The organism is Kocuria sp. UBA1838 (assembly GCF_002338785.1).
In the GTDB taxonomy this organism is placed as follows: domain Bacteria; phylum Actinomycetota; class Actinomycetes; order Actinomycetales; family Micrococcaceae; genus Kocuria; species Kocuria marina.
This window is the reverse complement of the sequence record NZ_DDIY01000006.1, coordinates 243,803-258,874: the sequence shown is the minus strand read 5'-3', so window position 1 is coordinate 258,874 and position 15,072 is coordinate 243,803. Positions and strand designations below refer to the sequence as shown.

The 15,072-nt window shown below is 69.8% G+C and carries 14 protein-coding genes and 1 riboswitch; of the genes, 4 read left to right on the top strand and 10 right to left on the bottom strand.

Features of this window, described 5'->3' with window-relative positions:
• Positions 1–76: 76 nt before the first annotated feature.
• Both B3I25_RS04405 and B3I25_RS04400 read right to left on the bottom strand, forming a co-directional pair.
• Positions 77–1,579, bottom strand: coding sequence for a CoA-acylating methylmalonate-semialdehyde dehydrogenase (locus B3I25_RS04405; protein ID WP_286737950.1), 1,503 nt, complete (start codon positions 1,577–1,579; stop codon positions 77–79).
• Positions 1,580–1,695: 116 nt separating this feature from the next.
• Positions 1,696–2,715 (bottom strand): DMT family transporter, encoded by a 1,020-nt coding sequence (locus tag B3I25_RS04400; protein ID WP_286737949.1) that lies wholly within the window; start codon positions 2,713–2,715, stop codon positions 1,696–1,698.
• Positions 2,716–2,752: 37 nt separating this feature from the next.
• Between B3I25_RS04400 and B3I25_RS04395 the strand changes: the two genes are divergently transcribed.
• On the top strand, positions 2,753–2,989 hold the full coding sequence (locus tag B3I25_RS04395) for an RNA-binding S4 domain-containing protein (RefSeq protein WP_064846925.1): 237 nt from the start codon (positions 2,753–2,755) through the stop codon (positions 2,987–2,989).
• A 4-nt stretch (positions 2,990–2,993) separates the two neighbouring features.
• Here the strand turns inward: B3I25_RS04395 and B3I25_RS04390 are convergent, their stop codons facing one another.
• Complete coding sequence (locus tag B3I25_RS04390; protein WP_064846924.1) at positions 2,994–3,647, bottom strand: alpha/beta hydrolase; 654 nt, start codon at positions 3,645–3,647, stop codon at positions 2,994–2,996.
• A 75-nt stretch (positions 3,648–3,722) separates the two neighbouring features.
• Here B3I25_RS04390 and B3I25_RS04385 point away from each other — a divergent pair, with 75 nt between their 5' ends.
• Positions 3,723–4,571 (top strand): SGNH/GDSL hydrolase family protein, encoded by an 849-nt coding sequence (locus tag B3I25_RS04385; protein WP_064846923.1) that lies wholly within the window; start codon positions 3,723–3,725, stop codon positions 4,569–4,571.
• Between the two features lie 56 nt (positions 4,572–4,627).
• On the opposite strand, the gene metX is transcribed toward B3I25_RS04385, so the two are convergent.
• The 3 genes from metX to B3I25_RS04370 form a co-directional block, all read right to left on the bottom strand.
• Entirely contained in the window at positions 4,628–5,785 is a 1,158-nt protein-coding gene (gene metX / locus B3I25_RS04380) for a homoserine O-acetyltransferase MetX (protein ID WP_064846922.1), read from the bottom strand.
• Positions 5,786–5,787: 2 nt separating this feature from the next.
• Entirely contained in the window at positions 5,788–7,176 is a 1,389-nt protein-coding gene (locus tag B3I25_RS04375) for a bifunctional o-acetylhomoserine/o-acetylserine sulfhydrylase (protein WP_286737948.1), read from the bottom strand.
• Positions 7,177–7,252: 76 nt separating this feature from the next.
• Positions 7,253–7,373, bottom strand: a riboswitch (SAM riboswitch).
• Positions 7,338–7,649: a hypothetical protein gene (locus B3I25_RS04370; RefSeq protein ID WP_286737946.1), complete on the bottom strand. Its 312-nt coding sequence runs from the start codon at positions 7,647–7,649 to the stop codon at positions 7,338–7,340. It overlaps the preceding riboswitch by 36 nt.
• Before the next feature lie 188 nt (positions 7,650–7,837).
• On the opposite strand from B3I25_RS04370, the gene B3I25_RS04365 reads away from it, so the two are divergent.
• Entirely contained in the window at positions 7,838–8,476 is a 639-nt protein-coding gene (locus B3I25_RS04365) for a VOC family protein (protein ID WP_064846920.1), read from the top strand.
• 51 nt (positions 8,477–8,527) lie between these two features.
• On the opposite strand, the gene B3I25_RS04360 is transcribed toward B3I25_RS04365, so the two are convergent.
• Positions 8,528–9,292: a CPBP family intramembrane glutamic endopeptidase gene (locus B3I25_RS04360; protein WP_349676523.1), complete on the bottom strand. Its 765-nt coding sequence runs from the start codon at positions 9,290–9,292 to the stop codon at positions 8,528–8,530.
• 68 nt (positions 9,293–9,360) lie between these two features.
• Here B3I25_RS04360 and B3I25_RS04355 point away from each other — a divergent pair, with 68 nt between their 5' ends.
• Positions 9,361–11,703: a S9 family peptidase gene (locus B3I25_RS04355; protein ID WP_286737944.1), complete on the top strand. Its 2,343-nt coding sequence runs from the start codon at positions 9,361–9,363 to the stop codon at positions 11,701–11,703.
• Here the strand turns inward: B3I25_RS04355 and B3I25_RS04350 are convergent.
• The 3 genes from B3I25_RS04350 to B3I25_RS04340 all read right to left on the bottom strand — a co-directional run bounded on the left by B3I25_RS04350 (position 11,682) and on the right by B3I25_RS04340 (position 15,068).
• Positions 11,682–12,812, bottom strand: a complete 1,131-nt coding sequence (locus B3I25_RS04350; protein WP_286737943.1) for an NAD(P)/FAD-dependent oxidoreductase — start codon at positions 12,810–12,812, stop codon at positions 11,682–11,684. The genes B3I25_RS04355 and B3I25_RS04350 overlap by 22 nt on opposite strands.
• 241 nt (positions 12,813–13,053) lie before the next feature.
• A complete protein-coding gene (locus tag B3I25_RS04345; protein ID WP_286737942.1) occupies positions 13,054–13,776 on the bottom strand; it encodes a transglycosylase family protein in 723 nt (240 codons plus the stop codon).
• A 434-nt stretch (positions 13,777–14,210) separates the two neighbouring features.
• Positions 14,211–15,068, bottom strand: coding sequence for an inositol monophosphatase family protein (locus tag B3I25_RS04340; RefSeq protein WP_286737941.1), 858 nt, complete (start codon positions 15,066–15,068; stop codon positions 14,211–14,213).
• Between the last annotated feature and the right edge of the window lie 4 nt (positions 15,069–15,072).

The window sequence follows — 15,072 nt, the reverse complement described above, 5'->3', positions numbered from 1 at the left end:
GAGGCGCGGGACCTATGGGGCGGGGACCACGGGCCGGGCCCCGTGGAAGGGAACCCGCGGGCGCCCGCGGGCCCGCTCAGCTGCCGGCGGGCATCACGAAGCTCGAGCCCTCCTTGGCCCCGGAGGGCCAGCGCGTGGTCACGGTCTTGGTCTTCGTGTAGAACTTCAACCCATCCGTGCCGTGCTGGTTGAGGTCGCCGAAACCGGAGGCCTTCCACCCGCCGAAGGTGTAGTACGCGATGGGCACGGGGATCGGGACGTTCACGCCCACCATCCCCACGTCCACCCGGGACGTGAAGTCGCGCGCGGTGTCCCCGTCGCGCGTGAAGATGGCCACGCCGTTGCCGTACTCGTGCTCGGAGGGTAGGCGCAGGGCCTCCTCGTAGTCCTCGGCACGCACAACACACAGCACGGGGCCGAAGATCTCGTCTTTGTAGATCTGCATGTCCGGTGTGACGTGGTCGAACAGGGTGGCCCCGACCCAGAAGCCGTCGGGGTGACCCGCGACCTCCGCGCCGCGCCCGTCTACGAGCAGCGTGGCGCCCTCCTGCTCACCGATGCCGATGTAGCGCTCGATGCGTTCCTTGGCGTCCGGGCCCACGACCGGGCCGACGTCCGAAGCCGGGTCGAGGGACGGGCCCAGGGTGAGTTGGTCAATACGTTCGCGCAGCAGGTCGACCAACCGGTCTGCGGTGGCCTCCCCCACGGGCACCGCCACGGACACCGCCATACAGCGCTCCCCCGCGGAGCCGTAGGCGGCGCCCATGAGGGCGTCCGCGGCCTGCTCGAGGTCCGCGTCCGGCATGATGACCATGTGGTTCTTGGCGCCCCCAAAGCACTGGGCGCGCTTGTTGTGCTGCGCGGCGGCCACGTAGATGGACTGGGCGATCGGACTCGAACCCACGAATCCCATGGCCTTGACGCGCGGCTCCTCGATCAGCGCGTCCACGGCGGTCTTGTCCCCGTGGACCACGTTCAGCACGCCCTCGGGCATCCCGGCCTCGACGGCGAGTTCCGCGAGCCGCACGGGCACGGACGGGTCGCGTTCCGAGGGCTTGAGCACGAACGTGTTGCCCGCTGCGAGCGCGATGCCGGTCTTCCACAGCGGGATCATGGCCGGGAAGTTGAACGGTGTGATTCCCGCGACCACGCCGAGGGGCTGGCGGACCGAGTGGACGTCGATCCCCGTGCCGGCGTTCGCGGAGAACTCCCCCTTGAGCAGGTGGGGTGCCCCGGCGGCGAATTCCACGACCTCGACGCCGCGCTGAATGTCCCCGCGCGCGTCCTCCAGCGTCTTGCCGTGTTCGTTGGACAGCAGCTCGGCCAACTCGTCCGCGTTCTCGTTAATCCGGTCCACCCATTTGAGCAAGAGCCGCCCCCGGCGTTGGGGGTTGAGCGCGGACCATACGTGGAACGCCTCCTGGGCCGAGGTGACGGCGCGCTCGACCTCGTCCGCGGTGGCCAGGGGCACCTGCGCCGCGACCGCGCCCTGCACGGGGTTGTAGACGTCCCCGAATCGCCCGGACTCCCCCAGGACGCGTGTGCCTGCGATGAAATGTGGGATCTGGGTCACGGTCATCTCCTCGCGGCGCTCCACTGTGACGTGCGTCTCACGAAAAATCTAACGACAAACCATTACACGTGCAATCAATCGTGGGGCGACGGATTCCCGACCACACCATGCAGAATCGCGCCTCAGGAACGGCGGCGTGAACCCCACGGGAGTGTGACGACCACGAGGCCTACGAGGGTGGCCAGCGTACCCACGACCGTGACGGGGGTGACCACGGTGGCCGCGGTGGGCACGGCGACGTCGAGCACGAGGGCCCCCAGCAGCATGCCCGTCACGAGCCCCAGGCTGGTCTGCAGCACACCCACGTGCCGGGCCAGCACCGCCCCGGCGGCCACGAACACGATGCCCAGGATCCCGCCCGTATAGAGCCACCACTCGTGGGGCCACTGCACGGGGCCGGGGTGCGTGAGCCAGCGGGCCACACCGGCCACGACCACGAGTGCCACGGTCCCGGCCGCGAAGTTCGTGAGCGTGGATGTGAGGGGCGTCCCGGTGGCCGCGGCAATGTGAGCGTTCCACGCCGTCTGCACCGTGTTGAGCACACCCGCCAGAACCGGCAACGCCACCGCGCCCACGAACGCCGGGGTGGACATGTGCAGGGAACCCGCCGAGAACCGCGGCGCCATGGCCACGGCCACGGCGGCCAGGATCAGGACGGTGCCGAGCACCCTGTAGCGGCTCAGCGGTTGCATCCCGCCGGGTCCGATCCCCCACCGGTCCACGAGCATCCCGCCCAGGGACTGACCCACCACGAGACCCAGGATGAACACGGACACGCCCAGCAGCGCCGTCGTGAGCGTCTGCGCGATCACGAGGTACGCGCCGAAGACCCCGGCCAGGAAGTACCACCAGCGGATCCGCCGCGTACGCAGCACGCCCGGCAACCGCGCCGCGCCGCGCCGGCCCGCAGGCAGTAGGACGGAGCCCACGAGCAACACTGCGCACCCGATCCCGAAGCTCACGAGCGCGGCGAGGTACGGGTCCCCCATGGCGCGGCCCAGCGCGCCGTTGAACCGCGACTGGACGGCCAGGCACGAGCCCGCCAGGATACTCAGCACGACCCCCGTGAGAAGGACGAGCGGGCTCCGGGCGTGCGCGTGTGGAGTGGGGGCGGGACGGCGGACGGGGGTGGGAGAAGTCACCGATGTAGGCTACTCCCGAGCCTGCGAGGATGGACCCATGCATCACGACGACTACGAAGAACTCCCGATCCGTGACGAGATGATCCGATTGGGCCAAGCGCTCAAGCTCGCGAACCTCGCGGAGGACGGCCAACACGCCAAGCACTTGGTGTCCGAGGGGCAGGTCACGGTCAACGGCGCGGTGGAACTGCGCCGCGGCGCGCAACTGCACGCCGGAGACGTGATCGCGGTGGTCGGGGCGGAGCTGCCGCCCGTGCGCATCGTGACGGGCTGACGCCCTACGAGGTCGCGTCCACGGCGGCCTGGAGATACTCCTTAATGTGCGCGAGTTCCTCCGGGCAGACCCCGTGACCGATGCCCCGGTACTGGATCTTGGTCAGCTCGGTGTGATCGTTGGCCCACTCGGCGGTGCCGTCTACGAGCACCGAGGTGATCACGGGGTCCTCCGGGTCCCGGCCCCAGAACATGCGCAGCGGCTCGGCGCGCAGCCGGTCGTCCCGGAAGAAATCAGCTTGGGCGTCGTCGGGCGCCACGGGGATCACGAACCCGGACATCCCCACGACGGCGTCCACGAGCTCGGGGACGTGACGCGCCACGGTCGTGGCCATGGCCATGCCCTGGGAGAACCCCAGTAGGAAGACGTGCGTGTGCTGCTGGGACTCTTCGCGCAACCACTCGATCACGGCCTCGGCCGCGGCGACCACGGCGTCCGTGGTGAACGCGAGATCTGCGGCCAGCGGGAACCACTGGAACCCCATGCCCGCACGCTGCGGTGCGCGCACGGACGCGTACGTGTAGCCCTGCGGTAGCGCGAAGCTCAGGGCCATGAGGTCTTCCTCGTACGAACCGTAGCCGTGGAACATGACCACCAAGGGTGTTCCGGCGCGGTCCTGCGGTTCGTTGTTCCAGATCACGTGGGGAGCTTGCTGCATGGTTCCATCCTGACATGCCCACCCGGCACTGCCCGCGGGCCTGAGTCGTTCAGGCGGGTGTGTTAGAAACCGGGTATGGATAAGAGCACTCACTCCCGAGCCCCCTCCGACCCGAAGCACCCTTGGCACCGCATGGTCTCGATCGGCGATTCTTTCACGGAGGGCGTCGGCGATCCCGACGACGCCGTACCCGGCGGTGTGCGCGGTTGGGCCGATCGCGTGGCCGAGGAGCTCGCGCGCCACACCGACGACTTCGCGTACGCCAACCTCGCGATTCGCGGTCGGCTCTTCCAGGGCATCGTGGACGAACAGCTGGAACCGGCCATCGAACTGCGCCCGGACCTCGTGACCATCAGCGCGGGCGGCAACGACATGCTGCGACCCGGTGCGGATCCGGACGACATCGCGGTGCGGCTCGACGCCGTGATCGAGAAACTCGCCGCCACGGGTGCCACGGTCACGATGTTCGACGGCCCGGACATCGGCAACACCCCCGTGCTGCGCAGCATCCGCGGGCGCGTGGCGATCTTCAACGAGAACCTGCGCGTGGTGGCCGCCCGGCACGACGCTGTGATGGTGAACCTCTGGGGACTGCAGCAACTGGGGGAACCTGCCATGTGGGCACCGGACCGGTTGCACTTCTCGCCCCTGGGCCACCAGCTCATCGCGTGCGAGGTCCTGGACTCCCTGGGGGTCGAGCACGACCTGGTCCCCGGCGAGCTCGGGGACCGTCCCGTGCGCACGTGGCGCGAGGCGCGTCGCGAGGACCTCGTGTGGGCCGGGAAGTACCTGGTCCCGTGGGTCGGCCGCCGGATCCGGCGTCGCAGCTCCGGGGACAACATCACCGCCAAGCGCCCTTCGTTCGGGCGCACCACGATCCCCGGTGCGGGCGAGGGCATTCCCGGCGAGGACCGGGAGGGCTGAGCCGGCCCGGGCCCACTGGGTCTCCCCGGCCAGGCCGGCCCGTCAGGGCTCCCTGCTCAGTCCCGCAGCACGGTCTCCCGCAGCAACATGCCCACCTGCGGGGTCTCGATGAGGAACCCGTCGTGCCCGCTCGGGGACGTGATCGTGTGCAGCTCCTGCTCCCCCGGTAGCGCAGCCACGAGTTCGGCGGATTCCGAGGGGAAGAACAACCGATCGGAGTCCACCGCGGCCACGAGCCACTCGCACCGGGTGCGGGCGAGGACGTCCCGTAGCTCGCCGCGGCCCCGAGCGACGTCGTGCGACATCAAGGTCTCGTTGACACTCAGGTACGAGTTCGCGTCGAAGCGGCCCGCGAGTTTGGACGCCTGGTGGTCCAGGTAGCTCTCCACCTGGTACCGACCGCGGTCCGCGACGTGGGTGGCCTCGGGGTCCTCACGGGGTTGGGGGTCGCGGCCGAAGCGCGTCTCCAGCTCGTGCGCGCTGCGATAGGTGATGTGCGCGATCCGCCGCGCGAGCCCCAGACCCGCCTCCGGGTACTCGCCCGCGTAGTAGTCGCCGCCCCGGAAGTTCGGGTCCTGGCGGATCGCGAGCGACTGTGCCTGTCCCCACGCGAGCTGCTCGGCACCCACGCGCGCGTTGGCCGCGATCACGGCGCACGCGGCCACCCGATCCGGGTGGGACACGGCCCACTCGAGGGCGCGCGCCCCGCCCATGGACCCGCCGATCACGAGCCGCCACCGGGAGACTCCGAGCGCCCGAGCGAGCAGGGCCTCCGCGGTCACCGAGTCCCGCACGGTCACGCGCGGGAAACGCGAGCCCCACGGGACGCCGTCCGGTGCGGGACTCGCGGGTCCCGTGCTGCCGTAGCACCCACCCAGGATGTTGGCGCACACCACGAAGTAGCGGTCCGTGTCGATCGCGGCACCCGGGCCCACGAGTCCGTCCCACCAACCGTCCGCCGCGGCGGCCGCGCCCTCGGGAGCGCTCGCGGCGTCCTCATGCCCCGCACCACCGCGCGCCACGTGCGTGTCACCCGTGAGCGCGTGCTCGATCAGCACCGCGTTGGAACCGTCCGCCGCGAGCTCGCCCCACGTCTCGTACGCGAGGTGCACGTCCGGCAGCCGGAACCGGGACTCGAGCACGAGCTCGCCGAGTTCGGCCCGCCGTACGACGCCGTCGCGCCGCGTGCGCGGCCCGTTGCCCACGACCGTCATGGTCAGTTCCCCGTGTCCTCCGCCGACGACGCCGCGTCGCCGGCAGCGTCGCCGCGCGCACCCACCGCGGCGAATCCGGACTCGAGGTCCGCGAGGATGTCGTCGATGCCCTCGACACCCACGGACAGCCGCACGAATCCCGGTTCCACGCCGGCCGCGAGCTGCTCCTCGTCCTTGAGCTGGGCGTGCGTCGTGGAGGCGGGGTGGATCACGAGGGAGCGCACGTCACCGATGTTCGCCACGTTGGAGTGCAGGCTCAGGGCGTCCACGAACGCGACACCGGCGTCCCGGCCGCCGTCGAGCACGAAACCGAGCACCGACCCGGCACCCTTGGGCGCGTACTTCAGGGCGCGGTCGTGCCAGCGCGAGGACTCCAGACCGGCGTAGGACACCGAGCGCACCTCGGGGCGGGCCTCGAGCCACTCGGCGACCTTCTGCGCGTTGGCCACGTGACGTTCCATGCGCAACGACAGCGTCTCGATGCCCTGCTCGATCAAGAACGCGTTGAACGGAGAGATCGAGGTCCCCAGATCGCGCAGCAACTGCACGCGCGCTTTGAGGATGTACGAGAGGTTGACGCCGAAGGCCCCGTCGGCACCGAGATCGCGGGCGTAGACGAGTCCGTTGTACGTCTCGTCCGGTTGGTTGAAACCGGGGAAGCGCTCAGGGTCCCGCGAGTAGTCGAACGCTCCGGTGTCCACGATGAACCCGCCGATCGCCGTGCCGTGGCCGCCCAGGAACTTGGTGGCCGAGTGCAGCACGATGTCCGCGCCCCACTCGATGGGCCGCACCAAGTAGGGCGTGGCGATCGTGTTGTCCACGATGAGCGGGACACCCGCCTCGTGGGCGATCCCGGCGATCGTCTCGATGTCGAACACGTCGTTGCGGGGGTTCGGGATGGATTCACCGAAGAACGCCACGGTGTTCTCGCGCACCGCGTCCCGCCACTGCGCGGGATTGTCCGGGTCCGAGACGAACGTGGTCTCCACGCCCATGCGCGGCAGCGTGTGCTTGAGCAGGTTGTACGACCCGCCGTACAGGGACGGGCTGGCCACCACGTGGGTCCCGGCGCCGCCCAGGTTGAGGATCGCGAGCGTGGCCGCGGCCTGCCCGGAGGAGACCATCAGGGCCCCCACGCCGCCCTCGAGGGACGCGACCCGGTTCTCCACGACCTCCGTGGTGGGGTTGGTCAGGCGCGAGTAGATGGGACCCATCTCCTCGAGCGCGAACCGGGCCGCCGCCGTGCGGGCGTCCGGGAACACGAAGGACGTGGTCTGGTGGATCGGCAGGGCGCGCGACCCGGTCACAGGGTCGGGGTTCTGGCCCGCGTGGATCTGTCGGGTCTCGAACGACCAGCCCTGGGGATTGTCGGGGGTGGGAGCGGTGCTCATGGCCGTACTCCTTCTCGGAAGGATCAGGGGTCCGGTGGCGATCCGCACGGTGCCCGTGCTGTGACCGGGCACCAATGACCCGCGCTTGCCGCACGACGTCGGTCGACGCCACGGCCAGGTCCTCACCCAGGGCACCCCACCGCGGAAGGGAGGGTTGCCGGTCAGCTAGCTGGGGCTTCGCGCTGACTCTCGTGACCTATTACCTCATTGTCCGAACCCGGCGGGGCGGGAGTCAAGCCGGGGACGCTGCGAGCGGGCTCGGGGTCAGTGGCCGCTCGTTCCTGCTGTTCCATCTCCCGGGTGTGCAGTTCCCGGTCCTTCGTCTCACGTGGATGGAAGTAGAACAGACCCGTGAGCACCGCGATCACGAACACCGCGAGCATCACGAAGAACAACGGCCCCACACCGGTCAGGTAGATGACGGGGATGGCCAGCGCCGTGACCAACCCGCCCCCGAAGAACGGTTCGAACACCAGCCTTTGAGACGCGCGTCTCGTTGACCTGGACCAACACAGTCGCCGCCCGGATCAGCCGTCCCGATGCCAGGTCTCGGGAGGTGCGGAGAGCCTGCCCTGCCCACCGGACCGGGCGGCGCAGGTCACACACTCGCCGGGCTCGCGCTCGATTTGGTGGCCCGTGTGGCCGGTGCCACCATGGCGTCATGAACTTGGATCACGTTTCCTTCGCGGCTCAGCCCGACGGCCTCGAGGCCACCACCGAACGCATCGCGAACCGGTTGGGGATCGAACCGGTCAAGGGCGGTGTGCACCCCCGTTTCGGCACCCGGAACATGATCCTGCCGCTCACCGACCACCAGTACGTGGAGGTCGTCACGGTGCTCGAGCACCCCGCCGCGGAGAAGGCGCCGTTCGGTCAGGCCGTCCGTGCCCGTTCTGACGCCGGCGGCGGCTGGCTCGGCTGGGTCGTAGAGGTCCCCGACCTCGCGCCCTTCGAGGCCAAGCTGGGCCGCCCCTCCGTGCCCGGTGGCCGGTTGTTCCCCGACGGTCGGCAGCTCGAATGGCATCAGATCGGCGTGAAGGGTTTGATCTCCGACCCGCAGTTGCCGTTCATGGTGCACTTCGATTCCGAGGACGAGATGCACCCGTCCCAGGCGCGGATCACGGACGTCCGGTTGAGCGGAATGGAGATCGCCGGCTCCCCCGACCGCGTCACGGAGTGGCTCGGCGGTCCCGTGGAGGACGTCCTGGGCTCGCTGGACGTCACCTGGTGCGCCCCCAATGGCACCCCCGGGGTCATGGCCGTCTCGTTCGACACCCCGGACGGCACCGTCACCATTTGATCTGATTCCCTTCGGGACGGCCGACGACGCCGCTCCGCCCGGTCTCCGGCATCAGCCCGCGAGCAGTTGCGGGGCCAGGAAGCCCACGGTGTCCAGGAGAGCGTGGGCGATCAGCAGCGGCATGAGTCGACCGCCGCGGCGGTAGAGCCACACGAACACGAGTCCCATGACCAGGTTCCCGAGCGCGGGTCCGAACCCCTGGTACAGGTGATAGCTGGCCCGCGCCACCGCGGAGGCCACCGCCACGAGCCACCACGACCATCCGAGGGATCGCAAGCGCTCGCACAGGAACGCCACCACGATCATCTCTTCCACGATCGAGTGGCGCAGCGCGGAGAGCACGAGCAAAGAAACCGCCCACCAGGTCTGCTCCATGGTGGATGTGGTGATCTGCGCGGTGATCTCCAGGGACCGGCCCACCTGATAGAGCACCAGGGTGCCGCCGCCCATCACCGCGAACAGGCCCATTCCCCACAGCGTGTCCCACGCGGGTCTGCGCCCATCCACCCCGATCCTGCACAGCACGCCGGGGATCCCCCGCGCCACCCCGGCCATGAGGTACAGGGCCAGCAGCACGGGGACGAGCGCGAAGCCGATGCCCGTGAGCTGGCGCAACGCGTCGATCAGGGGGACGCTGCTCAGGGGCCGGTTGAGCGTCGTCGTGGTGTCGGCCAGCGAGGACCGCATGAGCACCTCGGCCAGATCCAGCACGGCGTAAACCGCGGACGCTCCGAGGGACACGCCGAGCACCAGGACGATCTGAAGCCACGTGTCGGTGCGCGACATAGCGCACTGCGAAGGGGTGGGAGTCTGCACGGGACCATTGTGGCCGCTCGCGAGCGGGACCACGTCTGCGCATCCCCACCCGCCCCTAGACTGTGGGCATGACTTCCGAGCAGCCGTCCTATCCCGTGGCCCCGAGCCGCCCGGTAGAACGCACGTTCCACCGGCACACCTTCGCCGATCCCTACGAGTGGCTCCGGGACAAGGACTCCCCCGAGGTGCGCTCGCACCTGGACGCCGAGAACGCCTACGCGGAGGCCACGACCGAGGATCTGGCGCCCCTGCGCGAGCGGATCTACGGGGAGATCAAGGACCGCACGCTCGAGACGGACCTGTCCGTGCCGTCGCGTCGCGGGGACTGGTGGTACTTCACGCGCACGGTCGAGGGCGGCGCCCACCAGATCTTCTGCCGCGTCCCGGTCACCGACCCCGCGCAGTGGACACCGCCCACCGTGGAACCGGGCACCGCACTGGACGGCGAACAAACCCTCCTGGACGCTAACGCCGCATCCCAGGAGCACGACTTCTACGCGCTGGGCGCCTTCAGCGTGTCGGAGGACGGCTCCAGGTTGGCCTGGTCCGAGGACACCGCAGGTGACGAACGGTTCACGATCCAGGTCAAGGATCTCGCCACGGGACAACTGCTCGCGGACCGGATCGAGCAGACCTCGTACGGCGCGTTCCTCACACCGGACGCCTCCCAGCTGATCTACATCGTCGTGGACGAGTCGTGGCGGCCGTGGCGCGTGTACCGGCACGTCATCGGCCGGGACGCATCCTCCGACGAGCTGCTGTTCCAGGAGGACGACCCCGGCCTGTGGCTCGGGGCCGAGCTCTCCGCGGACAAGCGGTGGCTCATGCTGTCCTCGTCCTGCTCCGAGTACAGCGAGTACCGGATCCTGCCGTTGACCGAGCTGACCGGCTCCCCCACGGATGAGCCGGTCGCCGATGCGTCCGACGACGCCGCTGGGCCGGCTTCCCTGCCCTGGCGCGTCATGATCTCGCGCGAGGACCGGGTGCTCTACGAGGTGGAACCCCTCACGGTGGCCGGCCAGGACTACGTGCTCCTGACCCACGACGCGCACGCCCCCAACGGCCGGGTGAGCCTCATGCCGCTCGGGCACGCGGGCCGTGCCCTCGCGGACCTCGAGCTCACGGACGTCATCCCGGCGTCGGAGGACGTGCGGATCGAGTCCTGTGTTCCCACCGCCACCCACCTGGTCGTGGCCCTGCGCGCGGACACCACGCCCCGGGTCCGCCTGATCCCGCGCCGCGCGGTGGACGAGATCGTTGCGGGCCCACGCGAGGCCGTGCCCTCGACATCGGACACGGGCTCAGGACGCCTTGCGGAGTCGGACGACGCCGCGGCGTCGAGCGCGGCGGCCGGTGCGGCGTCGCCGTCGCTGCTGGACGGGGCCGAGGCCGCGTTCGACGAGGAGCTCTACACGAGTGGCGTGCTCTCCGCGGAGTACGAGAACCCCGTGGTGCGGGTGTCCTACACGTCCTTCGTGACGCCGCCGCGCGTCTACGACATCCCCACGGCCGAACCCGGCGAGTCCGGGACGAACGAGTACGGCGTGGGCGAGCCCGTCCTGCGGCGCGAGGCCACCGTGCTGGGCGGGTACCGCAGCCAGGACTACACCGTGGAACGGGACTGGGCCGTGACCGAGGACGGGACCCGGATCCCCGTGAGCATCGTGCGCCGCGCGGACCTGGACCCCACCCGCCCCGCACCCGTGCTCCAGTACGCCTACGGGTCCTACGAGATCAGCACGGACCCCGGCTTCTCCGTGTCCCGGTTGTCGCTGCTGGACCGGGGCGTGATCTGGGCGGTCGCGCACGTGCGCGGCGGTGGCGAACTCGGCCGCGGGTGGTACGAGAACGGTAAGAAGGACACCAAGACCAACACGTTCACCGACTACGTGGCCGTCACCCGCCACCTCGCCGCCCGCCCGGACGTGGACGCCCAGCGGATCGCCGTGATGGGTGGCTCGGCCGGCGGCCTGCTCGTGGGAGCCGTGCTCAACCTCGCGCCCGAGCTGTACTGTGCGGCGCTCGCGGCGGTCCCGTTCGTGGACCCGCTGACGTCCATGCTCATGCCCGAGCTGCCGCTCACCGCCCTCGAGTGGGAGGAGTGGGGCAACCCCGTGGACTCGGCCGAGGTCTACGAGTACATGCGTTCGTACTCCCCCTACGAGAACCTCCGGGACGCGGACTACCCGCCCGTCCTGGCGGTCACGAGCCTCAACGACACCCGCGTGCTGTACGTGGAACCGGCCAAGTGGGTCGCCGCCCTGCGCACTCATGCCCGGCACCCGGAGACCGTGGTGCTGCGCTGTGAGATGGCGGGCGGCCACGGTGGCGCGTCCGGACGCTACTCGCAGTGGAAGGACACCGCCTGGGAGTACGCGTGGCTCGCGCGCTACCTGGGGGTCGCGGCCTGATCGGGGGAGCCGTCCGGGGCCAGGGCATCGCGGGTGGCGGAGCTGAGCCAGTCCCCCACCTCACCGCGCAGCACCAGTTCCGCGGCGGCCCTGGCGAGTGCCGAACTCGTCTGGAACCCGTACCCGCCCTGCCCCGCGAGCCAGAACATACCCGGTGCCACCGGGTCCCAGCCGCACACGGGGACGTCGCTCGGACGCTCCGTGCGCAGTCCGGTCCACGCCTTGACCACGCCCGTGATCCGCAGGCTGGTCTCCCGCTCGATCATGGCGATCAGCCCGGCGACGGCGCCCTCGTGCGGTTGGGCGTCGCACGGTTCGCTGGGCTCGGCCTCCCCGAGCGAGATCATGGCGCCCGCGGCGTCGGGGCGGTAGTACCAGTCCTCGGCGGCATCGTCGACCATGGGGTGTTCCGGCGGCATGGGCTCCGCCAAGGTCACGAGGGCCGCCGTGCGCCGCAGAGGCCGTAATCCCTGGGGCGCCCCGCCGAACAGCGCTCCCACCTCGTCCGCCCACGCACCCGCGGCATTGACGACCGTGGCGGCACGCACGGTCTTCGGCGGGGCGGTGTCGAGGGTCAGCTCCCACAGGTCCCCGGCCCGCCTGGCATCGGTCACGCGGCTGTTCGTCCGGATCTCGACGCCGGCCGCCAGCGCTCGCTCGCGATGCCATGCCACGAGGGCGGTGGCATCCGTGCGCACGGCGGACTCGTCCACGGCTGCGGTCCGGAAGCGCTGCGGGTTTACCCGCAGTTCGGGGCACAGCTCGAACAGTTCGGCGCCCTCAAGGGTACGCAGCCCGGGAACGGTCATGGCGGCCACGTCCTCGGGCGAGCCGGCGACGACGAACGAGCTGGGCCACGCGAGCGGAGCCGCCAGATAGTTGCCAGCTTCGAGCAACCGGGCAATGCTCCAGCGGGTGAGCTCGAGCACCGGTTCCGGACCGTAGCTCGGGATCAGTTGCTGCGCGGACCGGGAGGACGTGTGCATTGCCGCGTCCCGTTCCGCCTCCAACACGAGGATTCCCTCACCAGTCCCCCGGTGTTCCGCCAGCTCCGAGGCCGCGGACAATCCGGCGATGCCTGCTCCGATGATCGCGATCTCAGTCGTCATGACCTCATTGTGGCACCCCACAGGTCGCATCCCGGAAGCCGGAGAGGAATCCTCCGGCTCGGCAATCGGGGCCCCGCAGGATGCCGTGGCGTGACAGCCCACACCATGGGATCCGGACCGGTTCCGGGTACGACGAAGCCCCGCCCCACACCGGGATCGGTGCGGGGCGGGGCTTCGAGGGGTCAGCGGCGGACCTCGGTCCACCGCATCACCCGGTCATCGCGAGCGATGAGTGCCTGGATCAGGCGGGGATGTTCAGAACCTGGCCCGGGAAGATCAGGTTGGCGTCCGCCACGGTGCCGGAGTTGGCGGCGAACAGGGCCTGCCAGCCACCGTTGACGCCCAGCTTGTTGGCGATGGTGCCCAGGGTGTCCCCGGCCTGCACGGTGTAGGTGCCGGCGGCGGGAGCGGCCTGCTGCACGGGAGCCGCGGGAGCGGAGTAGGTCACGGCCGGGGCCTGGGCCACGGGGGCAGCCTGCTGCACCGGAGCGGCCTGGGCCACGGGGGCAGCCTGCTTCACGGGCGCGGCCTGCTGCACCGGAGCGGCAGCAGCCTGCTGCACCGGGGCAGCCTGCTTCACGGAGGACGCCTGGGTGCTCACCGAGGCGGCGGAGGCGACGCCTCCACCGTTGCCGGACAGGCCGAGCTTGGCGGAGCAAGCGGGCCATGCGCCCCAGCCCTGACCCTGCAGGACGTTCTCGGCCACGCGGATCTGCTCCGCCTTGGAAGCACCCTGAGCGGAACCGGTGCCGCCGAAGGCAGCCCAGGTGCTCGGGGTGAACTGCAGACCGCCGGAGAAACCGTTACCGGTGTTGGTGCCCCAGTTGCCACCGGACTCGCACTGAGCCAGGGCGTCCCACGTGGAGACGGGAACGGCGTTGGCGGGAACGGCGAAGGCGCCCACGGCCACGCCGCCCATCAGGACAGCAGCGGCACCACGGCGAATAGCGGTTGAAGTCTTCATTATGCTCCGTAAGGCCACCTACGCTCGTTCCCATCCCTGGGTGTCTTCGCGCCGTCGTCCACCCTTGACAGTTGGTGTTAGGGGTAGAAACTACGGAATGCTGCCATACAGACGACGTACGGTGTTGCGGCAACATCCAGCACAAGCCGAGCCACGGATCGAGTGGACCCGGAAGCGAACTTCCGCTCACGAAAGTCCGCTGAGGAAGTTGATAATAACGATAACGTAACGTTCCGGGCGTTGCCAAGCAGAAAGTTACTTTTTCGTTATCCCGTTTCTGGGGACACCCCCAGTCGCGGACATGTATCACGGCCACCACGGCCGATCAACTCCGGCCACGCTAGGCCACCCGCGACGAACGGGTCAACCCGGCCCGGGTTCCCGACTCGCATAACGGTGTGATTGCCAACCGATAACGGTGTGATTACCACTACTCAGCGCGGGGCCCAGGCCGCGATCACGCTGGTCACGCGGGCCTTTTCGTATGCGTTCGCGATTGCACTGCCCGCTGAGTGTTCTTGCCCACTCAGCGCCGGTGGAACGGGCAGATCGGGGCGCTGCACCACCGCCCCGGCCTCGTGGGCGATCAATGCGCCGGCCGCCCAGTCGTGCTCGTGCAGTCCACGTTCGGAGTAACCGTCCAGGGTGCCGTCGGCCACCATGCAGAGATCCAGGGAGGCCGCTCCCAGGCGCCGCATGTCCGAGAAGTTCTCCATGGTGTCCAGGAAAGAACCGAATTGCTCACGCCGCACGGCGGGGTCGTACGAGAAACCCGTGCCGTAGAGCGCGCCCCGGCGGCCGGGGACCGGACCCGTGAGCCTCGTGTCCCGTCCGTCCCGCCGGACCCACGCACCCAAGCCTGCGACGCCGTAATAGATCCGCCCGAGAGCGGGGGCGTTCACGACCCCTACGAGCCAGTTCCCGTGCTCGTCGCACGCGGCCACGGAGGTGGCGTAGTACACGATGTCCCGGATGAAGTTGGTGGTCCCGTCCAGCGGGTCCACCGACCACCGCACGGGGCTGCGGTGCTCGGGCACGTACGTTCCCGATTCCTCCCCCGTGATGGCGTCCCGGGGCCGTTCACGGCGCAGGACGGCGCTCACAGCCTCCTCCGCGGCGACGTCGAAGGACGTCACCCAGTCGCCGTCCGAGGACTTGGTCTGTGCGTGGAACTCGGCGCTGTCACGACCGCTCAGGACGTCGGCCCCGGCCTGTGCGGCGCGCAGCGCGACCTCCAACAGCTCCTGCAGTTCGTCCGACCCCGGACCCAGCCCTTCCAGTGCATCCGCCATCTCG

Bases quoted from the DNA above. Each gene is read 5' to 3' on its own strand.
- B3I25_RS04405 (WP_286737950.1), bottom strand. From the start codon at position 1,579: ATGACCGTGACCCAGATCCCACATTTCATCGCAGGCACACGCGTCCTG.
- B3I25_RS04395 (WP_064846925.1), top strand. From the start codon at position 2,753: ATGCATCACGACGACTACGAAGAACTCCCGATCCGTGACGAGATGATC.
- B3I25_RS04390 (WP_064846924.1), bottom strand. From the start codon at position 3,647: ATGCAGCAAGCTCCCCACGTGATCTGGAACAACGAACCGCAGGACCGC.
- B3I25_RS04385 (WP_064846923.1), top strand. From the start codon at position 3,723: ATGGATAAGAGCACTCACTCCCGAGCCCCCTCCGACCCGAAGCACCCT.
- metX (WP_064846922.1), bottom strand. From the start codon at position 5,785: ATGACGGTCGTGGGCAACGGGCCGCGCACGCGGCGCGACGGCGTCGTA.
- B3I25_RS04375 (WP_286737948.1), bottom strand. From the start codon at position 7,176: ATGAGCACCGCTCCCACCCCCGACAATCCCCAGGGCTGGTCGTTCGAG.
- B3I25_RS04365 (WP_064846920.1), top strand. From the start codon at position 7,838: ATGAACTTGGATCACGTTTCCTTCGCGGCTCAGCCCGACGGCCTCGAG.
- B3I25_RS04355 (WP_286737944.1), top strand. From the start codon at position 9,361: ATGACTTCCGAGCAGCCGTCCTATCCCGTGGCCCCGAGCCGCCCGGTA.
- B3I25_RS04350 (WP_286737943.1), bottom strand. From the start codon at position 12,812: ATGACGACTGAGATCGCGATCATCGGAGCAGGCATCGCCGGATTGTCC.
- B3I25_RS04345 (WP_286737942.1), bottom strand. From the start codon at position 13,776: ATGAAGACTTCAACCGCTATTCGCCGTGGTGCCGCTGCTGTCCTGATG.
- B3I25_RS04340 (WP_286737941.1), bottom strand. From the start codon at position 15,068: ATGGCGGATGCACTGGAAGGGCTGGGTCCGGGGTCGGACGAACTGCAG.